The organism is Massilia scottii (assembly GCF_030846495.1).
In the GTDB taxonomy this organism is placed as follows: Bacteria; Pseudomonadota; Gammaproteobacteria; order Burkholderiales; family Burkholderiaceae_D; genus Telluria_A; species Telluria_A violaceinigra.
This window is the reverse complement of record NZ_JAVCWM010000003.1, coordinates 228,790-252,182: the sequence shown is the minus strand read 5'-3', so window position 1 is coordinate 252,182 and position 23,393 is coordinate 228,790. Positions and strand designations below refer to the sequence as shown.

At 65.9% G+C, this 23,393-nt stretch carries 23 protein-coding genes; 18 read left to right on the top strand and 5 right to left on the bottom strand.

Going from position 1 to position 23,393, the window contains the following annotated elements; all coding sequences use genetic code 11:
* The first annotated feature begins 55 nt into the window (after positions 1-55).
* Positions 56-1,147, top strand: a complete 1,092-nt coding sequence (ada, locus tag RBA41_RS05320; protein WP_306621761.1) for a bifunctional DNA-binding transcriptional regulator/O6-methylguanine-DNA methyltransferase Ada — start codon at positions 56-58, stop codon at positions 1,145-1,147.
* Complete coding sequence (locus tag RBA41_RS05315) at positions 1,039-1,836, top strand: 2OG-Fe(II) oxygenase (RefSeq protein ID WP_374709495.1); 798 nt, start codon at positions 1,039-1,041, stop codon at positions 1,834-1,836. Before ada ends, RBA41_RS05315 begins: the two co-directional genes overlap by 109 nt.
* An 89-nt stretch (positions 1,837-1,925) precedes the next feature.
* Here the strand turns inward: RBA41_RS05315 and RBA41_RS05310 are convergent, their stop codons facing one another.
* Positions 1,926-2,609 carry a transposase gene (locus RBA41_RS05310; RefSeq protein WP_306621757.1) on the bottom strand — a complete coding sequence of 228 codons (684 nt, stop codon included), beginning with the start codon at positions 2,607-2,609 and terminating at the stop codon, positions 1,926-1,928.
* 264 nt (positions 2,610-2,873) lie between these two features.
* Here RBA41_RS05310 and RBA41_RS05305 point away from each other — a divergent pair, with 264 nt between their 5' ends.
* The 8 genes from RBA41_RS05305 to RBA41_RS05270 all read left to right on the top strand — a co-directional run bounded on the left by RBA41_RS05305 (position 2,874) and on the right by RBA41_RS05270 (position 13,499).
* Positions 2,874-4,553, top strand: coding sequence for an amidohydrolase (locus RBA41_RS05305; protein WP_306621755.1), 1,680 nt, complete (start codon positions 2,874-2,876; stop codon positions 4,551-4,553).
* A 120-nt stretch (positions 4,554-4,673) separates the two neighbouring features.
* Complete coding sequence (gene hutU, locus RBA41_RS05300) at positions 4,674-6,386, top strand: urocanate hydratase (RefSeq protein WP_306621753.1); 1,713 nt, start codon at positions 4,674-4,676, stop codon at positions 6,384-6,386.
* Positions 6,387-6,415: 29 nt separating this feature from the next.
* Positions 6,416-7,981 carry a histidine ammonia-lyase gene (gene hutH, locus RBA41_RS05295; protein ID WP_306621751.1) on the top strand — a complete coding sequence of 522 codons (1,566 nt, stop codon included), beginning with the start codon at positions 6,416-6,418 and terminating at the stop codon, positions 7,979-7,981.
* A gap of 40 nt (positions 7,982-8,021) precedes the next feature.
* Positions 8,022-8,810: an N-formylglutamate deformylase gene (hutG, locus tag RBA41_RS05290; protein ID WP_306621749.1), complete on the top strand. Its 789-nt coding sequence runs from the start codon at positions 8,022-8,024 to the stop codon at positions 8,808-8,810.
* A complete protein-coding gene (locus RBA41_RS05285) occupies positions 8,807-10,180 on the top strand; it encodes a formimidoylglutamate deiminase (RefSeq protein WP_306621747.1) in 1,374 nt (457 codons plus the stop codon). The genes hutG and RBA41_RS05285 overlap by 4 nt, the downstream gene beginning before the upstream one ends.
* Entirely contained in the window at positions 10,177-10,761 is a 585-nt protein-coding gene (locus tag RBA41_RS05280) for a HutD/Ves family protein (protein ID WP_306621746.1), read from the top strand. The genes RBA41_RS05285 and RBA41_RS05280 overlap by 4 nt, the downstream gene beginning before the upstream one ends.
* Before the next feature lie 9 nt (positions 10,762-10,770).
* Positions 10,771-11,988, top strand: a complete 1,218-nt coding sequence (gene hutI, locus RBA41_RS05275) for an imidazolonepropionase (RefSeq protein ID WP_306622052.1) — start codon at positions 10,771-10,773, stop codon at positions 11,986-11,988.
* A 17-nt stretch (positions 11,989-12,005) separates the two neighbouring features.
* The gene (locus tag RBA41_RS05270) at positions 12,006-13,499 is read left to right on the top strand and encodes an ABC transporter permease/substrate-binding protein (RefSeq protein ID WP_374709485.1); all 1,494 of its coding nucleotides are present in this window, start codon (positions 12,006-12,008) and stop codon (positions 13,497-13,499) included.
* Between the two features lie 239 nt (positions 13,500-13,738).
* On the opposite strand, the gene RBA41_RS05265 is transcribed toward RBA41_RS05270, so the two are convergent.
* The 3 genes from RBA41_RS05265 to RBA41_RS05255 form a co-directional block, all read right to left on the bottom strand.
* On the bottom strand, positions 13,739-14,230 hold the full coding sequence (locus RBA41_RS05265) for a GNAT family N-acetyltransferase (protein WP_306621744.1): 492 nt from the start codon (positions 14,228-14,230) through the stop codon (positions 13,739-13,741).
* Positions 14,227-15,189 carry a DMT family transporter gene (locus RBA41_RS05260; RefSeq protein WP_306621742.1) on the bottom strand — a complete coding sequence of 321 codons (963 nt, stop codon included), beginning with the start codon at positions 15,187-15,189 and terminating at the stop codon, positions 14,227-14,229. The genes RBA41_RS05265 and RBA41_RS05260 overlap by 4 nt, the downstream gene beginning before the upstream one ends.
* A gap of 69 nt (positions 15,190-15,258) precedes the next feature.
* Complete coding sequence (locus RBA41_RS05255; RefSeq protein WP_306621739.1) at positions 15,259-15,705, bottom strand: Mpo1 family 2-hydroxy fatty acid dioxygenase; 447 nt, start codon at positions 15,703-15,705, stop codon at positions 15,259-15,261.
* A gap of 79 nt (positions 15,706-15,784) precedes the next feature.
* On the opposite strand from RBA41_RS05255, the gene RBA41_RS05250 reads away from it, so the two are divergent.
* The 8 genes from RBA41_RS05250 (at position 15,785) to RBA41_RS05215 (ending at position 21,776) form a co-directional block, all read left to right on the top strand.
* The gene (locus RBA41_RS05250) at positions 15,785-16,321 is read left to right on the top strand and encodes a DNA-deoxyinosine glycosylase (protein ID WP_306621737.1); all 537 of its coding nucleotides are present in this window, start codon (positions 15,785-15,787) and stop codon (positions 16,319-16,321) included.
* Positions 16,322-16,514: 193 nt separating this feature from the next.
* Positions 16,515-16,691: a hypothetical protein gene (locus RBA41_RS05245; protein WP_306621735.1), complete on the top strand. Its 177-nt coding sequence runs from the start codon at positions 16,515-16,517 to the stop codon at positions 16,689-16,691.
* Complete coding sequence (locus tag RBA41_RS05240; protein WP_306621733.1) at positions 16,685-16,972, top strand: hypothetical protein; 288 nt, start codon at positions 16,685-16,687, stop codon at positions 16,970-16,972. Before RBA41_RS05245 ends, RBA41_RS05240 begins: the two co-directional genes overlap by 7 nt.
* Positions 16,973-17,040: 68 nt before the next feature.
* Positions 17,041-18,039, top strand: coding sequence for an ATP-grasp domain-containing protein (locus RBA41_RS05235; protein ID WP_306621731.1), 999 nt, complete (start codon positions 17,041-17,043; stop codon positions 18,037-18,039).
* Positions 18,036-18,920, top strand: coding sequence for an SDH family Clp fold serine proteinase (locus tag RBA41_RS05230; RefSeq protein ID WP_306621730.1), 885 nt, complete (start codon positions 18,036-18,038; stop codon positions 18,918-18,920). Before RBA41_RS05235 ends, RBA41_RS05230 begins: the two co-directional genes overlap by 4 nt.
* Positions 18,917-19,438: a MauE/DoxX family redox-associated membrane protein gene (locus RBA41_RS05225; protein WP_306621728.1), complete on the top strand. Its 522-nt coding sequence runs from the start codon at positions 18,917-18,919 to the stop codon at positions 19,436-19,438. Before RBA41_RS05230 ends, RBA41_RS05225 begins: the two co-directional genes overlap by 4 nt.
* Entirely contained in the window at positions 19,438-20,004 is a 567-nt protein-coding gene (locus RBA41_RS05220; protein WP_306621726.1) for a TlpA family protein disulfide reductase, read from the top strand. The genes RBA41_RS05225 and RBA41_RS05220 overlap by 1 nt, the downstream gene beginning before the upstream one ends.
* Positions 20,001-21,776 (top strand): ABC transporter ATP-binding protein, encoded by a 1,776-nt coding sequence (locus tag RBA41_RS05215; protein WP_306621724.1) that lies wholly within the window; start codon positions 20,001-20,003, stop codon positions 21,774-21,776. The genes RBA41_RS05220 and RBA41_RS05215 overlap by 4 nt, the downstream gene beginning before the upstream one ends.
* Here RBA41_RS05215 and RBA41_RS05210 read toward each other — a convergent pair.
* The gene (locus tag RBA41_RS05210) at positions 21,773-23,383 is read right to left on the bottom strand and encodes an alkaline phosphatase D family protein (protein WP_306621722.1); all 1,611 of its coding nucleotides are present in this window, start codon (positions 23,381-23,383) and stop codon (positions 21,773-21,775) included. The two genes, RBA41_RS05215 and RBA41_RS05210, sit on opposite strands and share 4 nt — an antisense overlap.
* Positions 23,384-23,393: the final 10 nt, after the last annotated feature.

Genomic DNA, 23,393 nt, shown 5'->3' with positions numbered 1-23,393 from the left:
TTCGATCGCGAACCGGATCAGCAACGGCAGCGGGAGCACAGCCATGAAAACAGCAATGAGCACGAACACTAACAGCACCGGCAGCACCGGCTACGGCGACGACGACGCGCGCTGGGCCGCGGTGCAGCGGCGCGACGCCGGCGCCGACGGCGTCTTTTATTACTCGGTCAGGACCACGGGCGTCTACTGCCGGCCCTCGTGCGGCGCGCGCGCCGCCCTGCGCGCCAACGTCGCCTTCCACCCCAGCGGCGCCGAGGCCGAGCAGGCCGGCTTTCGGCCCTGCCTGCGCTGCAAGCCGGACCAGCCGCCGCTGGGCGAACGCCACGCCCAGATGGTGGCGCGCGCCTGCCGCCTGATCGACGCCAGCGAGGCCGGCCTGGACCTCGACAGCCTGGCCGAGGCGTGCGGCATGAGCCGCTTCCATTTTCACCGCGTCTTCAAGCACCACACCGGCATCACGCCCAAGGCCTACGCCGCCGCGCGCCGCGCCGGCAAGGTCGACGCCGGCCTGGCCACGGCCGGCAGCGTCACCGAAGCCATTTACGCGGCCGGCTACAACTCCAGCGCACGCTTTTACGCCAGCGCCCCCGCGCGGCTCGGCATGACCCCCACCGCCTGGCGCGCCGGCGGCAGCGGCACCGTGATCCGCTTCGCGATCGGCGCCTGCTCGCTCGGCGCGATCCTGGTCGCGTCCACCGACAAAGGCATCTGCGCCATCCTGATCGGCGACGACCCCGACCTGCTGGCGCGCGACCTGCAGGACCGCTTCCCCGCGGCCGACCTGCGCGGCGCCGACGCCGGCTTCGAAGCCACGGTCGCGCGCGTGGTCGGCCTGGTCGAAGCGCCCGGCGTGGGGCTCGACCTGCCGCTCGACGTGCGCGGCACCGCCTTCCAGCAGCGCGTATGGCAGGCGCTGCGCGACATCCCGGCCGGGCAGACCGTCAGCTACGCCGAACTGGCCGCACGCATTGGCTTGCCGGCCGGCGCGCGCGCGATTGCCGGGGCGTGCGCCGCCAATCCGGTCGCGGTGGCGATTCCCTGTCACCGGGTGGTGCGCACGGACGGCGCGCTGTCCGGCTACCGCTGGGGCGTCGAGCGCAAGCGCATCCTGCTCGAGCGCGAGCGTGGCGACGGCGGCGCGGCGTGAGCGTGGCGATCGGCTGGGACCGCATCGGCGCCGACCTCGATGCGCACGGGTGCGCCGTGGTGCAAGGCTTGATCGATGCGCGGGAATGCCGCGCCTATGCCGGCGCCTACGACGACGAAGCGCGCTACCGCAGCCGGGTGGTGATGGAGCGGCATGGTTTCGGGCGCGGCGAGTACCGCTATTTCGGGTACCCGCTGCCCGAGGGTCTGGCGGCGCTGCGCGCGGCGCTGTACGAACCGCTGGCGCGCATTGCCAACCGCTGGCATGAGGCGATGGGGATCGAGACGCGTTTCCCGGCGCGGCACGGCGAGTTTCTGGCGCGCTGCCACGCGGCGGGGCAGCAGCGGCCCACGCCCCTGATCCTGCGCTATCGCGAAGGCGACTACAACTGCCTGCACCAGGACCTGTACGGAGAGCACGTGTTCCCCTTGCAGGTTGCGGTACTGCTGTCGCAGCCGCGGGAGGATTTCACGGGCGGCGAATTCGTGCTGACCGAACAGCGCCCGCGGATGCAATCGCGGGTCGAGGTGGTGGGGCTGGGGCAGGGCGACGCCGTGATCTTCCCGGTGAACCAGCGGCCGCTGAACGGCACCCGCAGCGTCTACCGCGTCAGCATGCGGCACGGCGTGAGCCGGTTGCTGTCCGGGCAACGCCACACCCTCGGCATCATCTTCCACGACGCCGAATAGTTTCCTAACCGGGGTCAGACCTCCGAATCGAAACTTTTTTGTTTCCTAACCGGGGTCAGACCTCCGAATCGAAATATCTTTTAGCCTGGCTATTCATGGCGCCGGCCAGAACGTCGGTGCATCACGTCTTTCCCGATGGCGACGGCAACCCGTTCGATAAACGTTTCGCTGCCGAACACCGTATTGCCGTTAGTTGCCCGCCGGATTTGCGCCGTCAGGCCGGATGGCGTGTCTTCCTCGAACAAGGCGCGGTACCGGAGTTCCCGTTCTGACTGCTCGGCTCCAAGGCCTTCATACAGGGAATGCGGCGCAACGAGACTGTCCGGCTCGCCGTTCGCGTTCCTCCTGTAGCTTGACCAGCGATAGTCTCCCGGATGCTTCACCATCTGTGCGCGCACGGGATTAAGTTCGATATAGCGTTGGCATACAAACAAGTAGCGCTCATCCTGCACAAGACAGGAGCGATACCGGCCTTGCCAAAGCGTGCCGATCCGGTCGTAACGGCGATTGACATATTGAACGTAGCGCTCCCCGAGCGCTTTCATCATGATCCCTGGCGACGCGTCGCATATCGGCGAGACCAGCAAATGCACGTGATTCGTCATCAGTACATAGGCATGTATCCGGCAGCCGCCGAGTTGGGCCGCGCTCTTGAGCAAATCGAGATAGACCAGATAATCAGTATCGGCGAAGAAACAGGGCAAGCGATTGTTTCCCCTTTGAATGATGTGAAGTGGGACCTCAGGCAAGACCAGGCGTTGGCGGCGCGACATAAAAATAGGACCTCGATAAACGGGTGGGTGCAACCAAACTGCACAGCTTAAGCATGTAGGAGCGGGTGCCCGTGGCGTTGGATCAATTGAGCGCGCTGTTGCAGCCGCAGCGCTACCTCATGCTGCAATGTTTCGATTCGGAGGTCTGACCCCGGTTAGGCAACAAAAAAGTTCCGATTCGGAGCTCTGACCCCGGTTAGGCAACAAGTTGACGAGGAGGCAAAGCGCGCTACACTTTGGTCTTGCCCACCGAATGGAGAAATGATGCGCCAGATCCCTTTGCAGTGCTGCCTCGCCATCCTCGCCGCCCTCGGGGCGGCCGCGCCGGCGCAGGCGGACATCGTCCTCGATAACGCCAACGGCTATACCCTCAACAGCCGCAACGAGCTGCTGCGCTTCACGTCCCTGGCGTTCGATGACAAGGGCCGCATCCTGGCCGTCGGCAGTGCCGCCCAGACCCGTGCCAAGGCGCCCAAGGCGCGCCATATCGACCTGCAGGGAAAAACCGTCCTCCCCGGCCTGATCGACGCCCACGGCCACGTGTTCGGCCTCGGCGAGATGCTCACCCAGCTCGACCTGGCCGGCAGCGCCACCCTGGCCGACGCCCTGAAAGCAGCCACCGACTACGCGCGCGCCAATCCCTCGCACGCCTGGCTGCGCGGACGCGGCTGGAACCAGGAAATCTGGAAACTGGGCCGCTTCCCCACCGCCGCCGAACTCGATGGCGCCGTCGCCGACCGCCCCGTCTGGCTCGAACGGGTCGACGGCCACGCCGGCTGGGCCAACACGCGCGCCATGCAACTGGCCGGCATCACCAGGGACACCCCCGACCCGGCCGGCGGCAAGATCGTGCGCGACGCCGACGGCAACGCCACCGGCGTGCTGATCGACGCCGCCCAGGAACTGGTCGCCAAGGTCCTGCCCAGGCAGTCCGAGGCCCAGGCTCGCGTCGTCCTCGACCGCGCCCTGCGCCAGATCGCGCAAATGGGCCTGACCAGCGTGCACGATGCGGGCGTCAACGTCGGCCAGGATGCCCTCTACCGCAGCTACGCCGATCAGGGCAAATTGACGGCGCGCGTGTACGGCATGATCGGCGACGTCGGCGCCGACTTCGACCAGCTCTCGGCCAAGGGCCCGCTCAAGACCTACGCCAACGACCTGTACGCGCTGCGCGCGGTCAAGCTGTATGCGGACGGCGCCCTGGGCAGCCGCGGCGCGGCGCTGATCGCGCCCTACAGCGACGAACCCGCATCGCACGGCCTGCTGTTTCGCCAGAACGCCGACATCCACGCAATGATGGACAAGGCCATGCGGCGCGGCTACCAGGTCAACGTGCACGCCATCGGCGACGCCGGCAACCGCCAGATCCTCGATGGCTACGAGCAGCTGATCGCGCGCTATAAGAGCAAAGGCGGCGCCGCGCTGCGCCACCGCGTCGAGCACGCGCAGGTTGTCGCGCTGTCCGATATCGCGCGCTTCAAGACCATCGGCATCGTGCCGTCGATGCAGCCGACCCACGCCACGTCCGACATGAACATGGCCGAACAGCGCGTCGGCCCGGAGCGCATCAAGGGCGCCTACGCCTGGCGCACGTTTCTCAAGCAAGGCTCGCGCATCGCCTGCGGATCGGACTTCCCGGTGGAGTCGTCCAACCCCTTCTTCGGCATCCACGCGGCCGTCACGCGCCAGGATGCGGCAGGCCGGCCGGCCGCCGGCTGGTACGCCAACGAGGCGATGACGCTCAAGGAAGCGCTGCGCTGCTTCACGCTCGACGCGGCCTGGGCCGGCCATCAGGAAAAAACCACCGGCTCGCTGGAGAAGGGCAAATGGGCCGATTTCATCGTCGTCGACCGGGACCTGTTCACCATGCCGGCCGCCGATATCCACAAGGTCGGCGTGCTGCAAACCTGGGTCGCAGGGCGCCAGGTGTTCAAAAAAGAGTAAGCCCGACAGGGGCGCATAAATGATTTGACTTGGTTGTATATACAACTTAGACTTTGAAGCTGCACGGGGCGCGTGCCGCCTGCGCACGCGCCTGCCCCCTAAACTATTGAAGGAGATGCCATGACCACCGATCCGACCAGTTTCGATGACGATCCCCGCTTCGACGCCAGCCGCACGATCCGCGCCCCGCGCGGCACCGAACTGGCTTGCAAAAGCTGGCTGACGGAGGCGGCCTACCGCATGATCCAGAATAATCTGGACGCGGAGGTGGCGGAAAACCCGAAGCACCTGGTGGTCTACGGCGGCATCGGCCGGGCGGCCCGCAACTGGGCCTGCTACGACCAGATCCTCGCATCCCTGCGCGAACTGGAAGACGACCAGACCTTGCTGATCCAGTCCGGCAAACCGGTCGGCGTGTTCCAGACCCACCCGGACGCGCCGCGCGTGCTGATCGCCAACTCGAACCTGGTGCCCAAGTGGGCCAACTGGGAACACTTCAATGAACTCGATCGCAAGGGCCTGTTCATGTACGGCCAGATGACGGCCGGCAGCTGGATCTACATCGGCACCCAGGGCATCGTGCAGGGCACGTACGAAACCTTCGCCGAGGCAGGCCGCCAGCATTTCGGCGGCGACTGGGGCGGACGCTGGATTCTCACCGCGGGCCTGGGCGGCATGGGCGGCGCGCAGCCGCTGGCGGCCACCTTCGCCGGCGCGGTCTCGCTCAATATCGAGTGCCAGCAAAGCAGCATCGACTTCCGCCTGCGCACGCGCTACCTGGACAAGCAGGCCAGGGATATCGACGACGCCATCGCACTGATCAAGCAGCACACGGCCGCGCGCGAAGCGGTGTCGATTGGCTTGCTGGGCAACGCGGCCGACGTGCTGCCGGAGCTGGTGCGGCGCGCCAAGGCCGGCGGCCTGGTGCCGGACATGGTGACCGACCAGACCTCGGCGCATGACCTGATCAACGGCTACCTGCCGCGCGGCTGGACGGTGGAGCAGTGGAAGGCGGCGCAGAAGGATCCGTCCCAGCACGCGCGCCTGACCGCCGAGGCGGCGGCATCGTGCGCGGTGCATGTGCAGGCCATCCTCGACTTCCACGCCATGGGCGTGAAGGCCGTCGATTACGGCAACAACATCCGCCAGGTGGCCAAGGACCAGGGCGTGCTCGATGCCTTCGCCTTCCCCGGCTTCGTGCCGGCATATATCCGGCCGCAATTCTGCGAGGGCCGTGGCCCGTTCCGCTGGGTGGCGCTGTCGGGCGACCCGGAAGATATCTACAAGACCGATGCCAAGATCAAGGAGCTGTTCCCGGAGCAGAAGCAGGTGCACCACTGGCTCGACATGGCGCGCGAACGGATCGCCTTCCAGGGCTTGCCGGCGCGCATCTGCTGGCTGGGCCTGGGCGAGCGTCATATCGCCGGCCTGGCCTTCAACGAAATGGTGCGCACGGGGGAACTGAAAGCGCCCATCGTCATCGGCCGTGACCACCTCGATACCGGCTCGGTCGCCAGCCCGAACCGCGAAACGGAAGCCATGCGCGACGGCACCGACGCGGTGTCCGACTGGCCGCTCCTGAACGCACTCTTGAATACCGCGGGCGGCGCCACCTGGGTATCGCTGCATCACGGCGGCGGCGTCGGCATGGGCTACTCGCAGCATTCGGGCGTGGTCATCGTGGCCGACGGCACCGAGGCCGCCGCCAAGCGGCTGGCACGGGTGCTGGTCAACGACAGCGGGTCGGGCGTCATGCGCCACGCCGACGCCGGCTATGAGACGGCGGTCGCCTGCGCCAAGCGCAATGGCCTGAACCTGCCGATGCTTCCGTAACCCCCACGCACAATCCAACCAGAGCAAACATGAACACGACTTCGAACAAGGGCTGGACCCTCACTCCCGGCGCGATGACCATGGCCGACCTGCGCGCCGTGTGGGCCGCTCCAGGCGCGCTGACGCTGGCGCCTTCGGCTTACCCGGCCATCTTGGCTTCGGCCGCGGCGGTCGACGCCATCGTCGCCAAGGGCGATGCCGCCTACGGCATCAACACCGGTTTCGGCATCCTGGCCAAGACCCGCATTCCGGACGAAAAACTGGAAGAACTGCAGCGCAACCTGATCCTGTCGCACTCGGTCGGCACCGGCGCGCTGCTGTCGGACGCGGTGGTGCGCCTGATCGTGCTGATGAAAATCGGCAGCCTGGCGCGCGGCTTTTCGGGCGTGCGTCCGCTCATCATCGACACCCTGATCGCGCTGTACAACGCCGGCATCATGCCCGCCATTCCGGCCAAGGGCTCGGTCGGCGCCTCGGGCGACCTGGCGCCGCTGGCGCACATGACGCTGGCCATGCTGGGCGTGGGCCAGGTGCGCGTGAACGGCGAACTGCTCGACGCGGCGGACGCGCTCAAGGCGGCCGGCATCGCCCCGGTGGTGCTGGGCCCCAAGGAAGGGCTGGCGCTGATCAACGGCACCCAGGTCTCGACCGCGCTGGCGCTGCATGGCCTGTTCATGACCGAGCGCCTGCTGGAAGCGGCCATGGTGGCCGGTTCCCTGTCGCTGGACGCGGCCAAGGGCAGCGACGCGCCGTTCGACGCGCGCGTGCATGAAGTGCGCGGCCAGCCGGGCCAGATCGCGGCCGCCGCGATCTACCGCCAGCTGGTGGCGTCGAGCGCGATCCGCGCCTCGCACCTGGTCGGCGACGAGCGCGTGCAGGACCCGTACAGCCTGCGCTGCCAGCCGCAAGTCATGGGCGCGATCATGGACCTGATCGCGAACGTGTCGCGCACCCTGCTGATCGAAGCCAATGCCGTGACCGACAATCCGCTCATTTTTGCCGACACCGGCGAGATTATCTCGGGCGGGAACTTCCACGCCGAGCCGGTCGCCTTTGCGGCCGACACGCTGGCGCTGGCGATCGCCGAAATCGGCGGCCTGGCCGAGCGCCGCATCGCGCTGCTGATCGACGCCACCTTGTCGGGTCTTCCGCCATTCCTGGTGCGCGAGCCGGGCGTCAATTCGGGCTTCATGATCGCCCACGTCACCGCCGCCGCGCTGGCGTCGGAAAACAAGTCGCTGGCCCATCCGGCCAGCGTGGACAGCCTGCCCACGTCCGCCAACCAGGAAGACCATGTGAGCATGGCCACCTTTGCGGCGCGCCGTCTGGACGAAATGGCGCAAAATACGGCGGTGATTGTCGCCATCGAGCTGCTGGCCGCGGCGCAGGGGATCGATTTCCACCGTCCGCTCACCTCCTCGCCGCACCTGGAGCACGTGCATCAGCAGTTGCGCCAGAAAGTGCCGTTTTTTGACGCCGACCGCTTTTTCGCCCCGGATATCGAGGCCGCGCGCCAGATGGTGCTGGACGGTGAGTTGAGTGCGTCCTGCAAGCCGCTGTTCGCGGCGCTGTACACCGCTGTGCCCTCGCATTGATAATCGGGCCATAATGTAAAAAAGGTAAAGGTGGGTGATCATGGATTTTGACTTCAAGGCGGGCAGTATTCCTTTGCTGGTGTCGATGCCGCACGTGGGTACCGACATCCCGGACGACATCGCGGCGCGCCTGTCGCCCGACGCGCTGGCCCGTCCCGACACCGACTGGCACCTGGCGCAGCTGTACGGCTTCCTGGGCGAGATGGGTGCGTCGACCCTGGCGGCGCGCTGGTCGCGCTATGTGATCGACGTCAATCGCCCGCCGGAAGACACCAACCTGTATCCGGGCCTGGATACGACCGGGCTTTGTCCGGTCGACACCTTCGCCAACACGGCGCTGTACCGGGAAGGCCAGGCGCCCGACGAGAACGACGTGCGCGGACGCCTGATCCGCTATTGGCAACCGTATCACCGCCAGCTGCGTTCGGAAATCGATCGCCTGCTGGCGCTGCACGGCAGGGTGGTGCTGTGGGACGCCCATTCGATCGCCTCGGTGGTGCCGCGCTTTTTCGAGGGACGCCTGCCGGACCTCAATTTCGGCACCGCCCAGGGCACTTCGTGCGCGCCGGGGCTGGAGCAGGCGGTGGTGGGCGTGGCGCAGGCGCAGGACCGTTTTTCGGTCGCCGTCAACGGGCGCTTCAAGGGCGGCTACATCACGCGCCACTACGGCCAGCCGGACGTGAACGTGCATGCGATCCAGCTCGAGATGTGCCAGGTCCTGTACATGGATGAAAGCGCGCCGTTCGCATACCGTTCCGAGATTGCGGCCGAGGTCCAGCCGCTGCTGCGCAAGCTCACCGAAGCCGCGGTGGGCTGGGTGCGCTCATGAGCGAGCCGCGCGTCCTGTTCGCGCGCCAGGCATTGCTGGCGCAGGGCTGGCAGGCGGACGTGCGCCTCGAGTGGGATGCCGGCGGCACGCTGCTGTCCGTCACGCCCGGCGCGCAGCACGACGGCGAGCCGCTGGCCGGCCTGGTCTTGCCGGGCATGGTCAACCTGCATTCGCACGCCTTCCAGCGTGCCCTTGGCGGCCTGACCGAAACCGCGGGGGAGGGGCCGGACAGCTTCTGGACCTGGCGCCAGCTGATGTACCGCTTTGCGCGCAATATCACGCCAGAACATATCGAGGCCATCGCCGCGCAGCTGTTTTCCGAATGCCTGCGCCACGGGTATACCTCGGTGTGCGAATTTCATTACGTGCAGCGCGACCAGGGCGGCGCGATGTACGCGCGGCCGGCGGAAACGGCCGAACGCGTCGTCGCCGCCGCGCAAATGACCGGCATCGGCGTGACCATGCTGCCGGTGCTGTACAGCTACGCCGGCTTTGGAGAAAAACCGCTGGCGCCGGAGCAGCAGCGCTTCCGTACCGATGCCGCCGACGTGCTGCGCATCGTCGAGGCGCTTGAACCTCTGCGCAGCGGCCAGGTCGAAGTTGGCGTGGCACCGCATTCGCTGCGCGCGGCCTCGCTCGGGCAGATCCGCGAGGTGCTGGCGGCGCTGCCGGCCGGCCGTCCGCTGCACATCCATATCGCCGAGCAGCAGGGCGAAGTGGAGCAGTGCCTGGGATTGACCGGGCAGCGCCCGGTGCGCCACCTGATGGAACAAGTCGCGCTGGACGCGCGCTGGTGCCTGGTGCACGCCACCCATCTGGACGATGGCGAGGTGGCCGCGCTGGCCGCCAGCGGCGCCGTGGCGGGCCTGTGCCCGACCACGGAGGCGAACCTGGGCGACGGCCTGTTCCCGCTGGCGCCATTCCTGGCCGCCGGCGGGCATATCGGCATCGGCAGCGACAGCCATGTATCGCAGTCGCCGGTGGAGGAACTGCGCTGGCTCGAATACGGCCAGCGCCTGCTGCACCAGAAGCGCAATGTGGCGTCGTCGCCGGCCCAGCGCCGGGTCGGCGACTTTTTGTGGCAGGGCGCCTTGCAGGGCGGCGCGCTGGCCAGCGGGCGCCCGGTGGGCGCGCTGGCGGCAGGCAAACGGGCCGACCTGCTGGTGCTCGACAGCGATTCGGCGAACCTGGCCGGCATCGGCGCGGACGATGTGCTGGGTAGCCTGGTTTTCTGCGGTAACGACAATCTTGTCCGGGATGTGATGGTGGGCGGCCGCTGGGTCGTGCGCAATCACGAGCACATTGCGCAAACGGCGATTGCGCAGCGCTACAAACAGACCATCGCCGAACTGCGCAAGCTACGACCATGACCGTCCTGATTCCTTTTGCCAGCCTGGAAGCGTCGCCGTGGAAGAACGGCGGCGGCAGTACCACCGAAATCGCGGTCTCGCCGCCGCAGGCGGGGCTCGACACGTTTGACTGGCGCATCAGTCTCGCCACCATCGCCGGCAGCGGACCGTTCTCGGTCTTTCCCGGCATCGACCGCACCCTGGCGCTGGTCGACGGCCCGGGCGTGACGCTCGATATCGATGGCGACGGCCGCTTCGTGCTCGGCGAAGACGAGCCGGTAGTGGAGTTCGCCGGCGAATCGCAGGTGATCGCCACCGTCGGGGCGCAGCCCACCACGGATTTCAATGTCATGACGCGGCGCGCGCGCTGCCATCACCAGCTGGGCAGGCGCAGCCTGTCGGGCATGTCCGGCTTTGCCACGCGCGCCGACGTGACGGTATTGTTCCTGGCCGAAGGCGACAGCCTGGAAGTGAGCAGCGACGACGAACGGATCGGCATGGTGCGCTACGACGCGGTGCTGTTCGAGGGCGACGCCATCTGGACGCTGGAAGCGGGCCAGGCGACGATCTTCATCGTCGATATTTACTTTGACCGGGACTAGCCGATGACGATGTGCGATGCCCTCTTTACCAATGTGCACCTGGCCACCATGGAGCACGGCTACGGCGAACTGCGTGACGGCGCGATCGCGGTGACCGACGGGCGCATCGCCTGGCTCGGGCCGCGCGGCGAGGCGCCGCCGGCGTCCACGGTGCACGATGGCGGCGGCTGCTGGCTCACGCCTGGCCTGGTCGACTGCCACACCCACATCGTCCACGCCGGCAACCGCAGCGACGAATTCGAGGCGCGCCTCAATGGCGCCACCTATGAAGACATCGCCAAGGCCGGCGGCGGCATCATGTCCACCGTGCGCGCCACCCGCGCCGCGTCGGAAGACGAACTGCTGCGCCAGAGCCTTGCACGCGTGGCCAGCCTGCTGGCCGAAGGCGTGACCACGCTCGAAATCAAGTCCGGCTACGGCTTGAGCCTGGACGACGAGGCCAAGATGCTGCGCGCGGCGCGCCGCGTCGGGCAGGTGCTGCCGGTGAGCGTGTCGACCACCTTCCTCGGCGCGCACGCGCTGCCGCCGGAATTCGCCGGCCGCGCCGACGACTACGTCGACGAGATCTGCCAGCGCATGCTGCCGCAGCTGGCGGCGCTGGGCCTGGCCGACGCGGTCGACGCCTTTTGCGAGCGCATCGGCTTTTCCAGCGCCCAGACCGAGCGCATTTTCGAGGCGGCGCGGCGCCACGGCCTGCCGGTCAAGCTGCACGCGGAGCAGTTGTCGGACCAGGGCGGGGCCGAACTGGTGGCGCGCTTCGAAGGGCTCTCGGCCGATCACCTGGAACACCTCAGCCTCGCCGGCATCGAGGCCATGGCGGCCGCCGGCACGGTGGCGGTGCTGCTGCCGGGCGCTTACTACTTCCTGCGCGATACCATGCCGCCGCCGGTGGCGGCCCTGCGCGCGGCCGGCGTGCCGATGGCGGTGGCCACCGACTGCAATCCCGGCACCTCGCCGATGACGTCGATCCTGCTGGCGCTGAACATGGCCTGCACCCTGTGGCGCGTGACGCCGCAGGAGGCGCTGGCCGGCGCCACCATCCACGCCGCGCGCGCGCTCGGCCGCGCTGCCGACATCGGCTCGCTGGCGGTCGGCAAGCGCGCCGACTTCGCGCTGTGGGATATTGCCCGTCCGGCCGACCTGTCGTACGCGATCGGTTTCAATCCCTGCCGCGCGGTGGTCAACGCGGGCGTGCTGCGCAAACCGGTGGTAAGCTTGCCCGACTAAATTTTCGGGAGAGTGCCGTGCGCACCTTTTTTGCCACGGCCTTGCGCTGGCTATCTGTCTTTACGCTGGTCCTCGGAGGCGCCGCCACGGCGGCCGACAGCGAACCCCTGCGCGTCGGTTCCAAGCGCTTTACCGAGTCGTATATCCTGGGCGAGGTGCTGACCCAGACCGCGGCCGCCCACGGCCAGGCCGAGCACCGCCAGGGCCTGGGCAATACGGCCATCGTGCTGGCCGCGCTGCAGGCAGGCAGCATCGACGTGTATCCCGAATATAGGGGCACGATCGATCTCGAAATCCTCAAGAACACCAGCGCCAGTTCGCTCGAACAGATGCGCGCGGCCCTCAAACCCATGGGGCTGGGCGTGGCGGTGCCGCTGGGCTTTAACAATACCTATGCGCTGGCCATGCGGGCCGACAGCGAAGGCGTCGACAGCCTGTCGGACCTGGCGCGCCAGCCGGCACTCAAGCTCGGCCTGTCGCACGAATTCATCGGCCGCGCCGATGGCTGGCCGGGTTTGAAGCAGCGCTACGGCCTGCCGCATACGCCGCGCGGCCTCGATCACGGCATCGCCTACGAGGCCCTGGCGCAGCGCCAGGTGGACGTGATCGACATCTACTCGACCGACGCCAAGATCGGCCAGTACGGCCTGCGCGTGCTCAAGGACGACCTGGGATATTTTCCGCGCTACGACGCCATGCTGCTGTACCGGCTCGATGCGCCGCAGCGCTTCCCGAAGGCGTGGGCGGCCATCGCGCAACTGGAAGGGCGCATCACGGCCGAACAGATGATCGCCATGAACGCGCAAGTCGAACTGGAAGGGAAGAGTTTTGCGGCCGTGGCCAAAAACTGGCTGACCCCGGCCGCGGCTGCGCAAGGGCCAGCGCGCACTGGCCTGATGAGCAAGATGTTCGACGCCAGCCTGTGGACCCTGACGCGCCAGCACGTGGTGCTGGTGGTGGTATCGGTGGTGCTGGCCTGTCTGGTGGGCATTCCGCTCGGGATCGTCGCCGCTTTCGCGCCGCGCCTGCGGCAGACGGTGCTGGCGCTGGCCGGCGTGCTGCAGACGGTGCCGGCGCTGGCCTTGCTGGCGATGTTGATTGCGCTGCTGGGCATGATCGGCACCGTGCCGGCGCTGGTGGCGCTGTTCGTCTACGCGCTGCTGCCGATCGTGCGCAATACCTGCACCGGCCTGCTGGGCGTGCCGCAGGGCTTGCGCACGGCGGCGCAGGCGCTGGGGCTGGGCCGGCGCGCGACGCTGGTCGATGTCGAGCTGCCGCTGGCACTACCGGTGATTCTGGCGGGCATCAAGACAGCGGCGGTGATGAGCGTGGGAACGGCCACGATTGCGGCCTTTATCGGGGCCGGCGGTTTCGGCGAGCGCATCACGATTGGCCTCGCGCTCAACGATAACGATATGTTGCTGGCCGGCGCAATTCCGGCAGCGCTGCTGGCTTTGCTGACACAGGGGCTGTTTGAAGCAGGAGAACGCTTGATCGCGCGCCGCCGCTAGCCTTGCGCGGCGCGGACGCCCGCGCCATCGTTTGCGCCGCGTCAAACGCGCCGTTTTCAGGAGGATAATAATTGCTTACAACAAGTTACCGCTTTAAACAGAGGTAAGCAATTGTAAAGGCATAGGAAATTACGGCAGCCGCCAACTATAGTGAAGCCGTAGATTGACTCCAGTCTCCCCTCCCCATTCTAAAAAAATGGGTTTGCCCACGGTGATTTTAGCCCGTGGGCTTTTTCTTTTCAGGACCCGGCAAGCTTGCCCAGCGCATCGCCGTCGACGCGGCAGATACGCCAGTCCGGCAGGATTTGCGCGCCAACGCTTTTGTAAAAGTTGATGGCGTTTTCATTCCAGTCCAGCACCGACCATTCGAAGCGGCCGCACTGACGTTCCACCGCCAGTTGCGCCAGCGCGGCAAGCATTTGCTTGCCGTAACCTTTTCCACGGTGCACTTGCTTGACGTACAGGTCTTCCAGATACAGGCCCTTGCGCGTGAGGAAGGTGGAAAAATTGTGGAAGAACAAGGCGAAGCAGGCTACCTCACCGTTTTCCACGCCGACCAGCGCTTCGCAGGAGGGACGGGCGCCGAACAGCGCGTCATGCAGCTGCGCTTCGGTGGCCACGACCAGGTGTTCCAGTTTTTCGAACACGGCCAGTTCGACGATCATGCCGTAAATATGGGTCACGTCGGACGCTTGCGCCGGGCGGATGCTGAAGGTGTTGTCGGTATTCATGGAACCTCGGGAATGGCGGCCAGACTGGCGTCCGGCGCGGGGGTGGTGGAAGATGAAGATGCAGCAGCGGGGCTCGGTGAGCGCAGCGCCCAGGCAACACTGGCAAGGCAGACGGCCATGCCCAGCCATTCGACCGGGCCGGGCCGGTAATGTTCAAGCTGGATCGACAGCAGCACCGAAATGACGGGCGTGACCACGCCGATGTAGACGGCCTTCTGCGAGCCGATGCGGTTAATCAGGGTGAAGTAGGCGTGGAAGGCGATGACCGAGCCGAACAGCGACAGGAACGGCAGCGCCATCCAGTAGCGCGGCGCGCCCGGCAGCACGAATGGCTGCCCGGTCGCGAGCGCCCAGACGATGACCATCGAGGTGCCCCAGAACATCGACCAGGCCATGGTCAGCAACAGGTTCGACGATTGCTCGCGCACCTTGGCCACCACTACCGTGCCGGCCGAGCTGGCAATGGTGGCGACCAGGGCCAGCACCAGCCCGAGCAGGAAGTGGCCGGTGCCGCCGCCCACGATCTCTTTCCAGGCGCCGGCGATCGAGTGGTAGAACAGCATCGTCACGCCGACGATGGCAATCATGCCGGCGGCCCAGGTGCGCCATGAAATCGGCGTGCCGAAAGCGATGCGGCTGCAGATCGGGGTCCAGAACACCATCAGCGCGAACAGGACCGCCACCAGTCCGGACACCAGGTATTGCTCGGAACCGTAAGTGCACACATACGACAGGGCAAAGGTGAAGAAGCCCTGCAGCAGCACCCAGCGCTGGGCGCGCCAGGGCAGATGCAGCTTGTCGCCGCGTAGCAGGCACCAGGCGAACAGGGTGGCCGACGCCAGGCCGAAGCGGTACACCACCGACACCGCCGGCGCGACTTCGCCCAGCTGCAAGGTGATGGCAAAAAAGGTGGAGCCCCAGATCAGGGCCGCGATCGCGAAGAGGAGTGGAGATGACATGCGGAAAGTATATGTGCATTCGCAACTTCCTGCCCGTCATCGCCATACAAGGTCAGTACACGGACATGCTTACCACGCGAGGTGCAGGCGCCGGTACAGGAAGCTCAGCACGAAAAGCGGGCCGATCAGCAGGAAGCGCAGGTCGTCGAAGAACGATGGTTTTTTGCCCTCGATCTTGTGGCCGATGAACTGGCCGATCCAGGCCAGCACGAAGATGGCCAGCGACAGCGGCAGCACGGCGGCCGGCGGCATCAGGCTGAGCAGGCCCAGCATCACGGCCGACATCGCCAGCATGCCGGCCGCGAACGGCTTGGAGAGCTTGAAGTAATAGCACAGCGATAGCAGCGTGACGGCCACGGCCGCGAATGGATGTATCCACCAGACAATGCCGAGCAGGGTGAACACGATCACGGGCACGCAGACGAAGTGAATCAGTTCATTGGTGTGGTTCAGGTGGCTCTCGCTATATTTGGCGAGCAAGATATCGATGGCGCGCGGCTGGGCAGCTTGGTCCATGGGAGTCTCCGATTTTGTTGTTGTGGTTGGCTTGCCGGTCGATTCTACACCTGTCCGGCGGGCTGCTAGAATCGCTGCCATGAACGACTTCTTGCCTTCCACGGACGACGCCGACGCGGCGGCGCTCAAGCGCTGTTTCGCGCCGGTGGCCGACGCGCACACCCGCATCCTGGTGCTCGGCAGCCTGCCGGGAGAGCGCTCGCTCGCGCAGCAGCAATATTACGGCAACCGCCAGAACCGTTTCTGGACGCTGATGTCCGCGATCACCGGCGTCGATCTGGTGGCGCTCGGCTACGAGGCACGTCTGCAGGCCTTGCTGGCGCATGGGATCGGCCTGTGGGATGTGGTGGCGCAAGCCAGGCGTGAAGGCAGTCTCGACAGCCAGATTCGCGGCCATGTCGGTAACGATCTGGTGGGGCTGCTTGACAGCTTGCCGCAACTGAGGACGATTGCATTCAATGGCGGCACGGCGGCGCGGCTGGGCATGAAAGCGCTGGGCGAACACGCGCAGCGCTACCGTATCGTGCCCTTGCCGTCGAGCAGCCCGGCGTACACCGCGCCGTATCCGGAAAAATTAATGGTGTGGAAAACGTTGGCTGATGATCTCTTGAAATAGTTCGCTCGCGACCGAGCCGCCACGATCTTCCCGCGCATTATCGATACACGATTCTTCAACCAATTATGCAATGTGCATTAAGCAAAGAATAATATTTATCTTGACGCAAGGTTTGCATACGATTAGCATTTCTCTGCCACTATAAGTGGTACACCGTTGGATTGAATTTCGCTATTTTTAGAAAGATACGAAAATGAAAAATCAAAATGGAATGAAAACGTTCGCGTTCAAGCTGGCCGAGAAAAAAAACAAAGAAACAAAACCCGCACCACAGTGGCAGGCACGCGAAGGCGTGTCCAGCGCCGGCTGCTCCGGTCCGGATGCCCGCGGCGACAGCCGGTGGGGCCGCGACAACGGCATCTATTGCTGACCGATCCGACGGATAAAAAGCCTTGCTCATCGCAGGGCTTTTTTTATTCGCAGCCCTGTCGTCCACTTCACTATTCTTTGAAAGACCGGTCCATGGAAAAGCACGAGAACACCAAACTGTTTGCATTCAAACTCGCGGAAACGCTGGCGGAAAAGAAAGCCAGGGAAGCCAAACCTGCGCCGCAATGGAAACTGCGCGACGGCGTCGCCAGTGCCGGCTGTTCCGGCGAAGATCAGCGCGCAGACGGTTACTGGGGCCGCGATCTGGGCGTGTGGTGCTAAGCGATTGAATGTGCCCGGCCCTGCCCCTTGCGGGCAGGGCTGTTTCTGCGGACCTCTTCAAAGTGCATATGGCGAAAAAGGTTTTAATAGTCAGTAACAGCTCGGACCTGCACGTCGACCTGCTCATTCCCATCCTGCAGGCCAAGGGAGTTGCGGCCTTCCGCCTCGATCTCGACGCCTTCCCGCGCGATTACCAGACGTCCCAGTGGTTTGCCGCCGGCTCGTTGCGCCAGTCGATACGCCACCTGCCGTCGGGCGTGACGCTCGATCTGGCCGACGTGGGCGCGCTCTGGAGCCGCAAGCCGGCCGAATTCTCCTTTCTCAGCCCCGACCTCGGCATCCAGGAACGCATCTACGCGAAGGGGGAAACCGAACAGGCCCTGTTCGGCATGTTCTACACGCTCGACTGCTTCTGGATGAGCCATCCGCTGGCCCTGCGCGGCGCCATGTGGAAGGGCGAGCAATTGCAGCGCGCCGCGCGCATGGGGTTTCGCATCCCCGCCTCGCTGACGACCAATTCGCCGGCCGAGGTCAGAGCCTTCCGCGCCAGTTTCGACGGCCCCATGATTTTCAAGGCCCTGTCCAGCCCCAACCTCGGTGGCGAAGACCTGGCCGGCGGCGAGCGCGTCGCTTCCGGCATCGGCACCACCCTCGTCGACGACGCCATGCTTGAACAGCTCGAATCGGTCGGCGAACTGGCCTGTCATTTTCAGCAGTACATCCCCAAGCAATACGAACTGCGCGTGACGATCATCGGCGAGCGCGTGTTCGCGGCAAAAATCCATTCGCAGGACGACCAGCGCACCGCCATCGATTCGCGCGATATGTCGGCCGATATCCTGTACGAGGCGACCATCTTGCCGGACGCGGTGCGCGAGCGCTGCCTGGCGTTCGCGCGCAGCTACGGCCTGCCTTACAGCGCGCTGGACCTGATCGTCACGCCGGAACAGGACTATGTTTTTCTCGAAAATAATCCCGTCGGCCAGTTTCTCTATGTCGAGCAGTTGATTCCCGAATTCGCGATGCTCGACGCGCTGGCCGACCGACTCATTGAGGAGTGCGCATGACCCAGCCGGCCCGCTTTCCCGTGCGTGATCACATCAAGGAGATCGAATCGCTGCGCACCAGCCGCGTGCTGGTGTTCGCGGCGTCGAATCTGGACCTGGAGATCCTGCCTGCCTTGTATGAACAGTGCCGCGGCATCGGCCGCGTGCCGCGCCTGGACGTGGTGCTGCAGTGCCGCGGCGGCATCGTCAACGCGGCGCGCCGTATTGCACTGCTGCTGCGCCAGTTCACCGACCACCTGGGTTTCATCGTGCCCTATCACTGCGAATCCTCGGCCACCATCCTGGCGCTGGCGGCCGACGAAATCATCGCCGGCGACCTGGCCATGTTCTCGCCGATCGATCCGCACCTGCATGGCGGCACCGGGGACGACAGCGCCGCCTCCTCGTTCTCATGCCAGGACATCAAGATGTTCGGCGCCATGAGCGAGGAATGGTTCGGCGTCAGTTCCGACGAGGCGCGCCTGCAGTCGCTGGGACTTCTGTGCAACAGCATCTTTCCGCCGACCCTCACCGCGTTCTACCGCACCACGCAGGAAGTCATGCAGATCGGCGAAGAGCTGCTGCGCTTCCAGATGCCCGGTAAAACCGAAACGTTCCGCCTGGACGTGGTCAAGGAACTGATGTTCGGCTACTACTCGCATAACTATGCGCTGACCCGCGAGGAGCTTGCAAAACTCGGCTTGACGATCCGGCGCGAGCCGGAAGTGGAGGAGCGCGCCTGGGCCATCTCGCGCGCGCTGCAAGCGCTGGTGGGCGGCGGGCTGCGCGAATCGGCCGAGGCGCCGTGGAACGATGTGCTGCTGGCCACGCGCGACGGCGGCATGCTGCGCGAACACCGCAGCGGCGGCTTTTTGCCGCGCTGGAGCCAGAGAGCCGTATGAGCGCCGCGCCCTACCTCGCGGAGATCATCCGCTTCTTCACCGCCTTTTTGCTCGCCTGCGCCGCCCTTGGCAAATTACGCACGCTGGCCGCTTTCGCCAATAACCTGGCCGGCTCCTTCGGCCTGCCGCGGCAGGCGGCGACGATCCTGGCGCCCGCGCTGGTCGCGGCCGAAGCGCTGCTTGCCGCCCTCATTCTCGCCGGCGGCGGCATCGGGCGCGCGGGCATGGCCGGCGCCCTGCTGCTGTTCGTGCTGGTGACGGCGCTGGTAGGCTATCGCTACGTGGTCGAAGGCAGCGTCAAATGCAGCTGCTTCGGCGAGAGCGAACGGCCGGTCTCCGGCTACGATTTGCTGCGCAATGGCTTGATCATCGCCAGTATCGGCGCCTGCCTCGCCCTTTCCGGCGATGCGGCTTTCGGCAAGAAAGAGAGCGCGCTGGCCGCCGCGCTGGCGCTCACCGGCACGATCGGCGCTATCGGCTTCCACGATCTGGCCCGCGCCCTGAAACGGAGCGCATGATGGACGGCGACGTCCTGGCCCTCATCCTGCTGCTGCTGGCACTGAGCGTGGCACTGAACCTGACGCTGTCGTTGCGCCTGTCGAAAGTCGTCAATAGCCTGAGCACGGCCGCCAGGGCGGCGTCGATGCTGCCGGTTGGCGAACCGGTTCCCGCCTTCACCGGCAAGCCGCTGGCCGGCGGCGCGCCGGTCGCGGTTGGCGGCGACGGCCAGCCGGCGGTCCTGCTGTTCCTGTCCAGCGCCTGCCCCAAATGCCGCCAGAAGCTGCCCGAGATCGAGCGCCTGGCGCCGCTGGCGCGCGACGCCGGCCTGGCGATCTGGCTGGTCAGCCTGGAACCGGCATGGCGCCTGCGCCGCTTCCTGCAGGCGACCTCGCTGGCCGGCAGCACCCTGCGCGTGGCCGCCGCCGACTACGAAATGCTCAATCCCGTCATGTCGTCGCCGTCGTATCTGTTCGTCAGCCAGGCCGGCACCCTGGACGCGCGCGGCATGATCGGCGACGACGACTGGCGCAGTTTTTCCGGACAGATGGACGAGGTACGCATCGCCAGCGAGGCAAGCGCGTGAGCCGGCCGTCGCCCCACCTCGATCGCCTGCGCCTGCTGCGCCCCTTTGCCGCGCGCCTGTGCGCCGGGCTGGTGTGCATGGCCATCACGGTGCTGATCCAGCTGGCCTATCCCAAGGCGCTGTCGTACTTCATCGATAACATCAATGTGCGGAAGGACATGGCCTGGTTCAGCTCACTGGCGCTGATCATGCTGGCCGTGCTCGCGGTGCAGGCCGTGGCGGCCACCGCGCGCTATTACATTTTCGAGTCGACCGGCTACATGATCGTCACCCGCATCCGGCGCCAGTTGTACGCGGCGCTGATCGGGCAGCCGATCCGCTTCTTCGACAAGCACCACGTCGGCGAACTGAATAACCGCCTCACGGCCGATGTCGAAGTCCTGCACGACACCCTGACCATGGGGATGGCGGTGTCGCTGCGCTGTCTGTGCGTGTTCATCGGCGGGGTGGTGATGCTGCTGACGATTTCGCCGGCGCTGTGCCTGATGCTGGTGTTCTTCTTGCCGGCCACCCTCATCATCGGCAAGATGACGGGCAAGGTGTACCGCAAGCGCGCGCGCCTGATGCAGGATGGCCAGGCCGAGTGCGGCAAGGTCGCGCACGAACATTTTTCCAACATCCGCCTGGTGCACGCCTTCAGCCAGCAGCGCACCGCGCGCGCCCGTTATGCCGGCGCCACCGAACACGCGCTGTCGCTGTCGGTGTCGAGCAGCGCGCTGTTTGCGCTGTTTCGGGGCGGCTCGTCCTTCCTCGTGTACCTGGCGCTGCTGGGCACCTTGTGGTTCGGCGCGCGCCTGATCGGCCAGGGCGTGCTGTCGGTGGGCGACCTGACCGCCTTTATCCTGTACGCCAGCATGGTGACGGAAGCGGCCGGCGCCATCGGTGAATTCTGGAACGCGTGGATGCGCACCATCGGCGCCACCGAGTGGATTTTCGAGGTCGTCAACGCCGACCGCGCAGCGCGGACGGCGGCGGGAAAGGAAGCAAACAGCGAGGTGCGCTTGCAGGGCAATCTGGCCTTTAACGATGTGGTGTTCTCGTATCCCGAGCGGCCCGACGCGCAAGCGCTCAAAGGCATCGGTTTTTCCATCGCCGCCGGCGAAACCATTGCATTGGTGGGCGCGTCCGGCGCCGGCAAATCGACCATCGCGAGCCTGATCCTGGGCTTTTACCAGCCCGACAGCGGCAGCATCGCCTTCGATGGCGTCGAGGCGGGCGCCATGCCGCTGGCCGGCATCCGCAGCAAGCTGGCGATCGTGGAGCAGGAGCCATCGCTTTTTTCAGGCAGTATTTTCGAGAATATCGCGTTCGCGGTCGCCGAACGCGAAGTCACGCTGGACGAGGTGAAGGCAGCGGCGACGTTGGCCTTCGCCCACGATTTCATCAGCGGCTTCCCCGGCGGCTACGATACCGTGGTCGGCGAGCGCGGCGCGCAACTGTCGGGCGGGCAGAAACAGCGCATCGCGATTGCGCGCGCCTTGTTGCGCGATCCGCGCATCCTGATTCTCGACGAAGCGACCAGCGCCCTCGATTCGGCCAGCGAACTGCAGGTGCAGCGCGCCCTCGACACCTTGATGCAGGGGCGCACCACGATCATCATCGCGCACCGCTTTTCCACCATCGTCAAGGCCGACCGCATCCTGGTGCTCGATCAGGGCCGGCTGGCGCAGCAGGGCACGCACGCGCAGCTGGTGGCCCAGCAGGATGGCTTGTACTTCCAGCTGATGCGCCACCAGCTTGCGCGCGCCGGAGCGCAGGCGGTGGCGGCTTAAATGCCGGCCGCCGGCAGGGTTTTGCTGAACTGCGTCACCCCGTTCAGGTCCAGCAGTTCGACCTTCATCGCTTTCGACTGCGGGTCGATATTGACTTCGCCGAAGAACTGGTAGCCGGCGAACGGCGACGCATTCTGGACCGGAGGCGACTTGGAAAACACTTCGGTCGGGCCGAACGTCATATCCAGTTTGCCCGGGCCGAAGGCGCCGGCATTCATCGGGCCGGCCACGAATTCCCAGAACGGCGCAAAGTCGGTGAAATGCGCCTTGGCCGGGTCGTAGTAATGGGCCGCGCAGTAATGCACGTCGGTCGTGATCCAGACCACGTTGGGCACCGCCTTGATACCCTTGAGCAGGCGCGCCATTTCCAGCTCGCGCCCCGAGGCCGGGCCGCTGACGCCATTGGCCACGGCTTCCCACATCGCCACGCCCCTGGCGTCCTTGCCGTCGGCCACTTCCAGCCCGATCGGCATGTCCGACGCAATGACCTTCCAGGTGGCCTTCGAGGCAGTCAGTTCGGCGATCAGCCAGTCCACCTGCGCCGAGCCCAGAAGCGCCGAGCTGGCGTTTTCCTCGGTCTGCAGGTTGGTGCTGTTGGGACCGCGGTAGCTGCGCATGTCGATCACGAATACGTCCAGCAGCGGGCCGTACGCAATGCTGCGGTAGATGCGCTGGGGTTCGGCCTGTTTGTAATAGCGCATCGGCGCGTATTCCAGGAACGCGCGGCGGCCCCGTTCGGCCAGGAGGGCGACGTTCTTTTCCTTGTAGCGCGCGTCGGCAGAGAGGTTCTTGGCGCCGCTGTAGTTGTTGGTGACCTCGTGGTCGTCCCACTGCCAGATCTGCGGCACCTGCGCGGCAAATTTGCGAAAGTTCAGGTCCAGCATGTTGTATGCATGGCGCCCGCGGAATTCCTTGAGCGTTTCGGCGACCTTGCTCACTTCCTCGGTCACCAGGCTTTTCCAGATCTGGCCGTTTTCGGCCTTCGTTTCGGCCGCGATCGGGCCGTCCGCGTAGACGGTATCGCCATTGTGGATGAAGAAATCCGGATCGCGCCTGCGCATCGATTCGTACATGCGCACGCCGCCGAAGTCGGTGTTGATGCCCCAGCCCTGGCCGGCCTGGTCGCCGCTCCAGTGAAAGCGGATGGCGCGCTTGCCGTCGGCCTGCGGCATGGTGCGGAACTGGCCCGACACCGCTTCGCTCTCGATGCGGCCATTGGCCGGGTCGATGTACCTGACGCGCACGAACACGGTCTGGCCGGCGGGCAGGCCAGACAAGTCGACGCGCGACGTGAAGTCGGTGGCCTCGGTGGCGTACGGGCCGACGATCCGGCTGGCGTTGGTGAAGCGTTCGCTCGTATCGTATTCGACGATCATTTGCGCGTTGCGGTCGCTGCGGCTCCAGATGACGGCGCGCTCGCCGGTCACGTCGCCGAACTGGATCCCGGAGGGCAGCTTGGGCCGTTCGGCTTCGCTCGGGATCACGGAAGGGGCGGGGGAGTCCGAACCGCCGCAGGCCGAGAGCAGCAGCGAACCGTTGAGCGCCGTGCCGCCGGCAATGATGCCGCCGCGCGTGAGAAAGCCGCGGCGTGAAAGGGTTGAGGTCATGAAGGCTCCA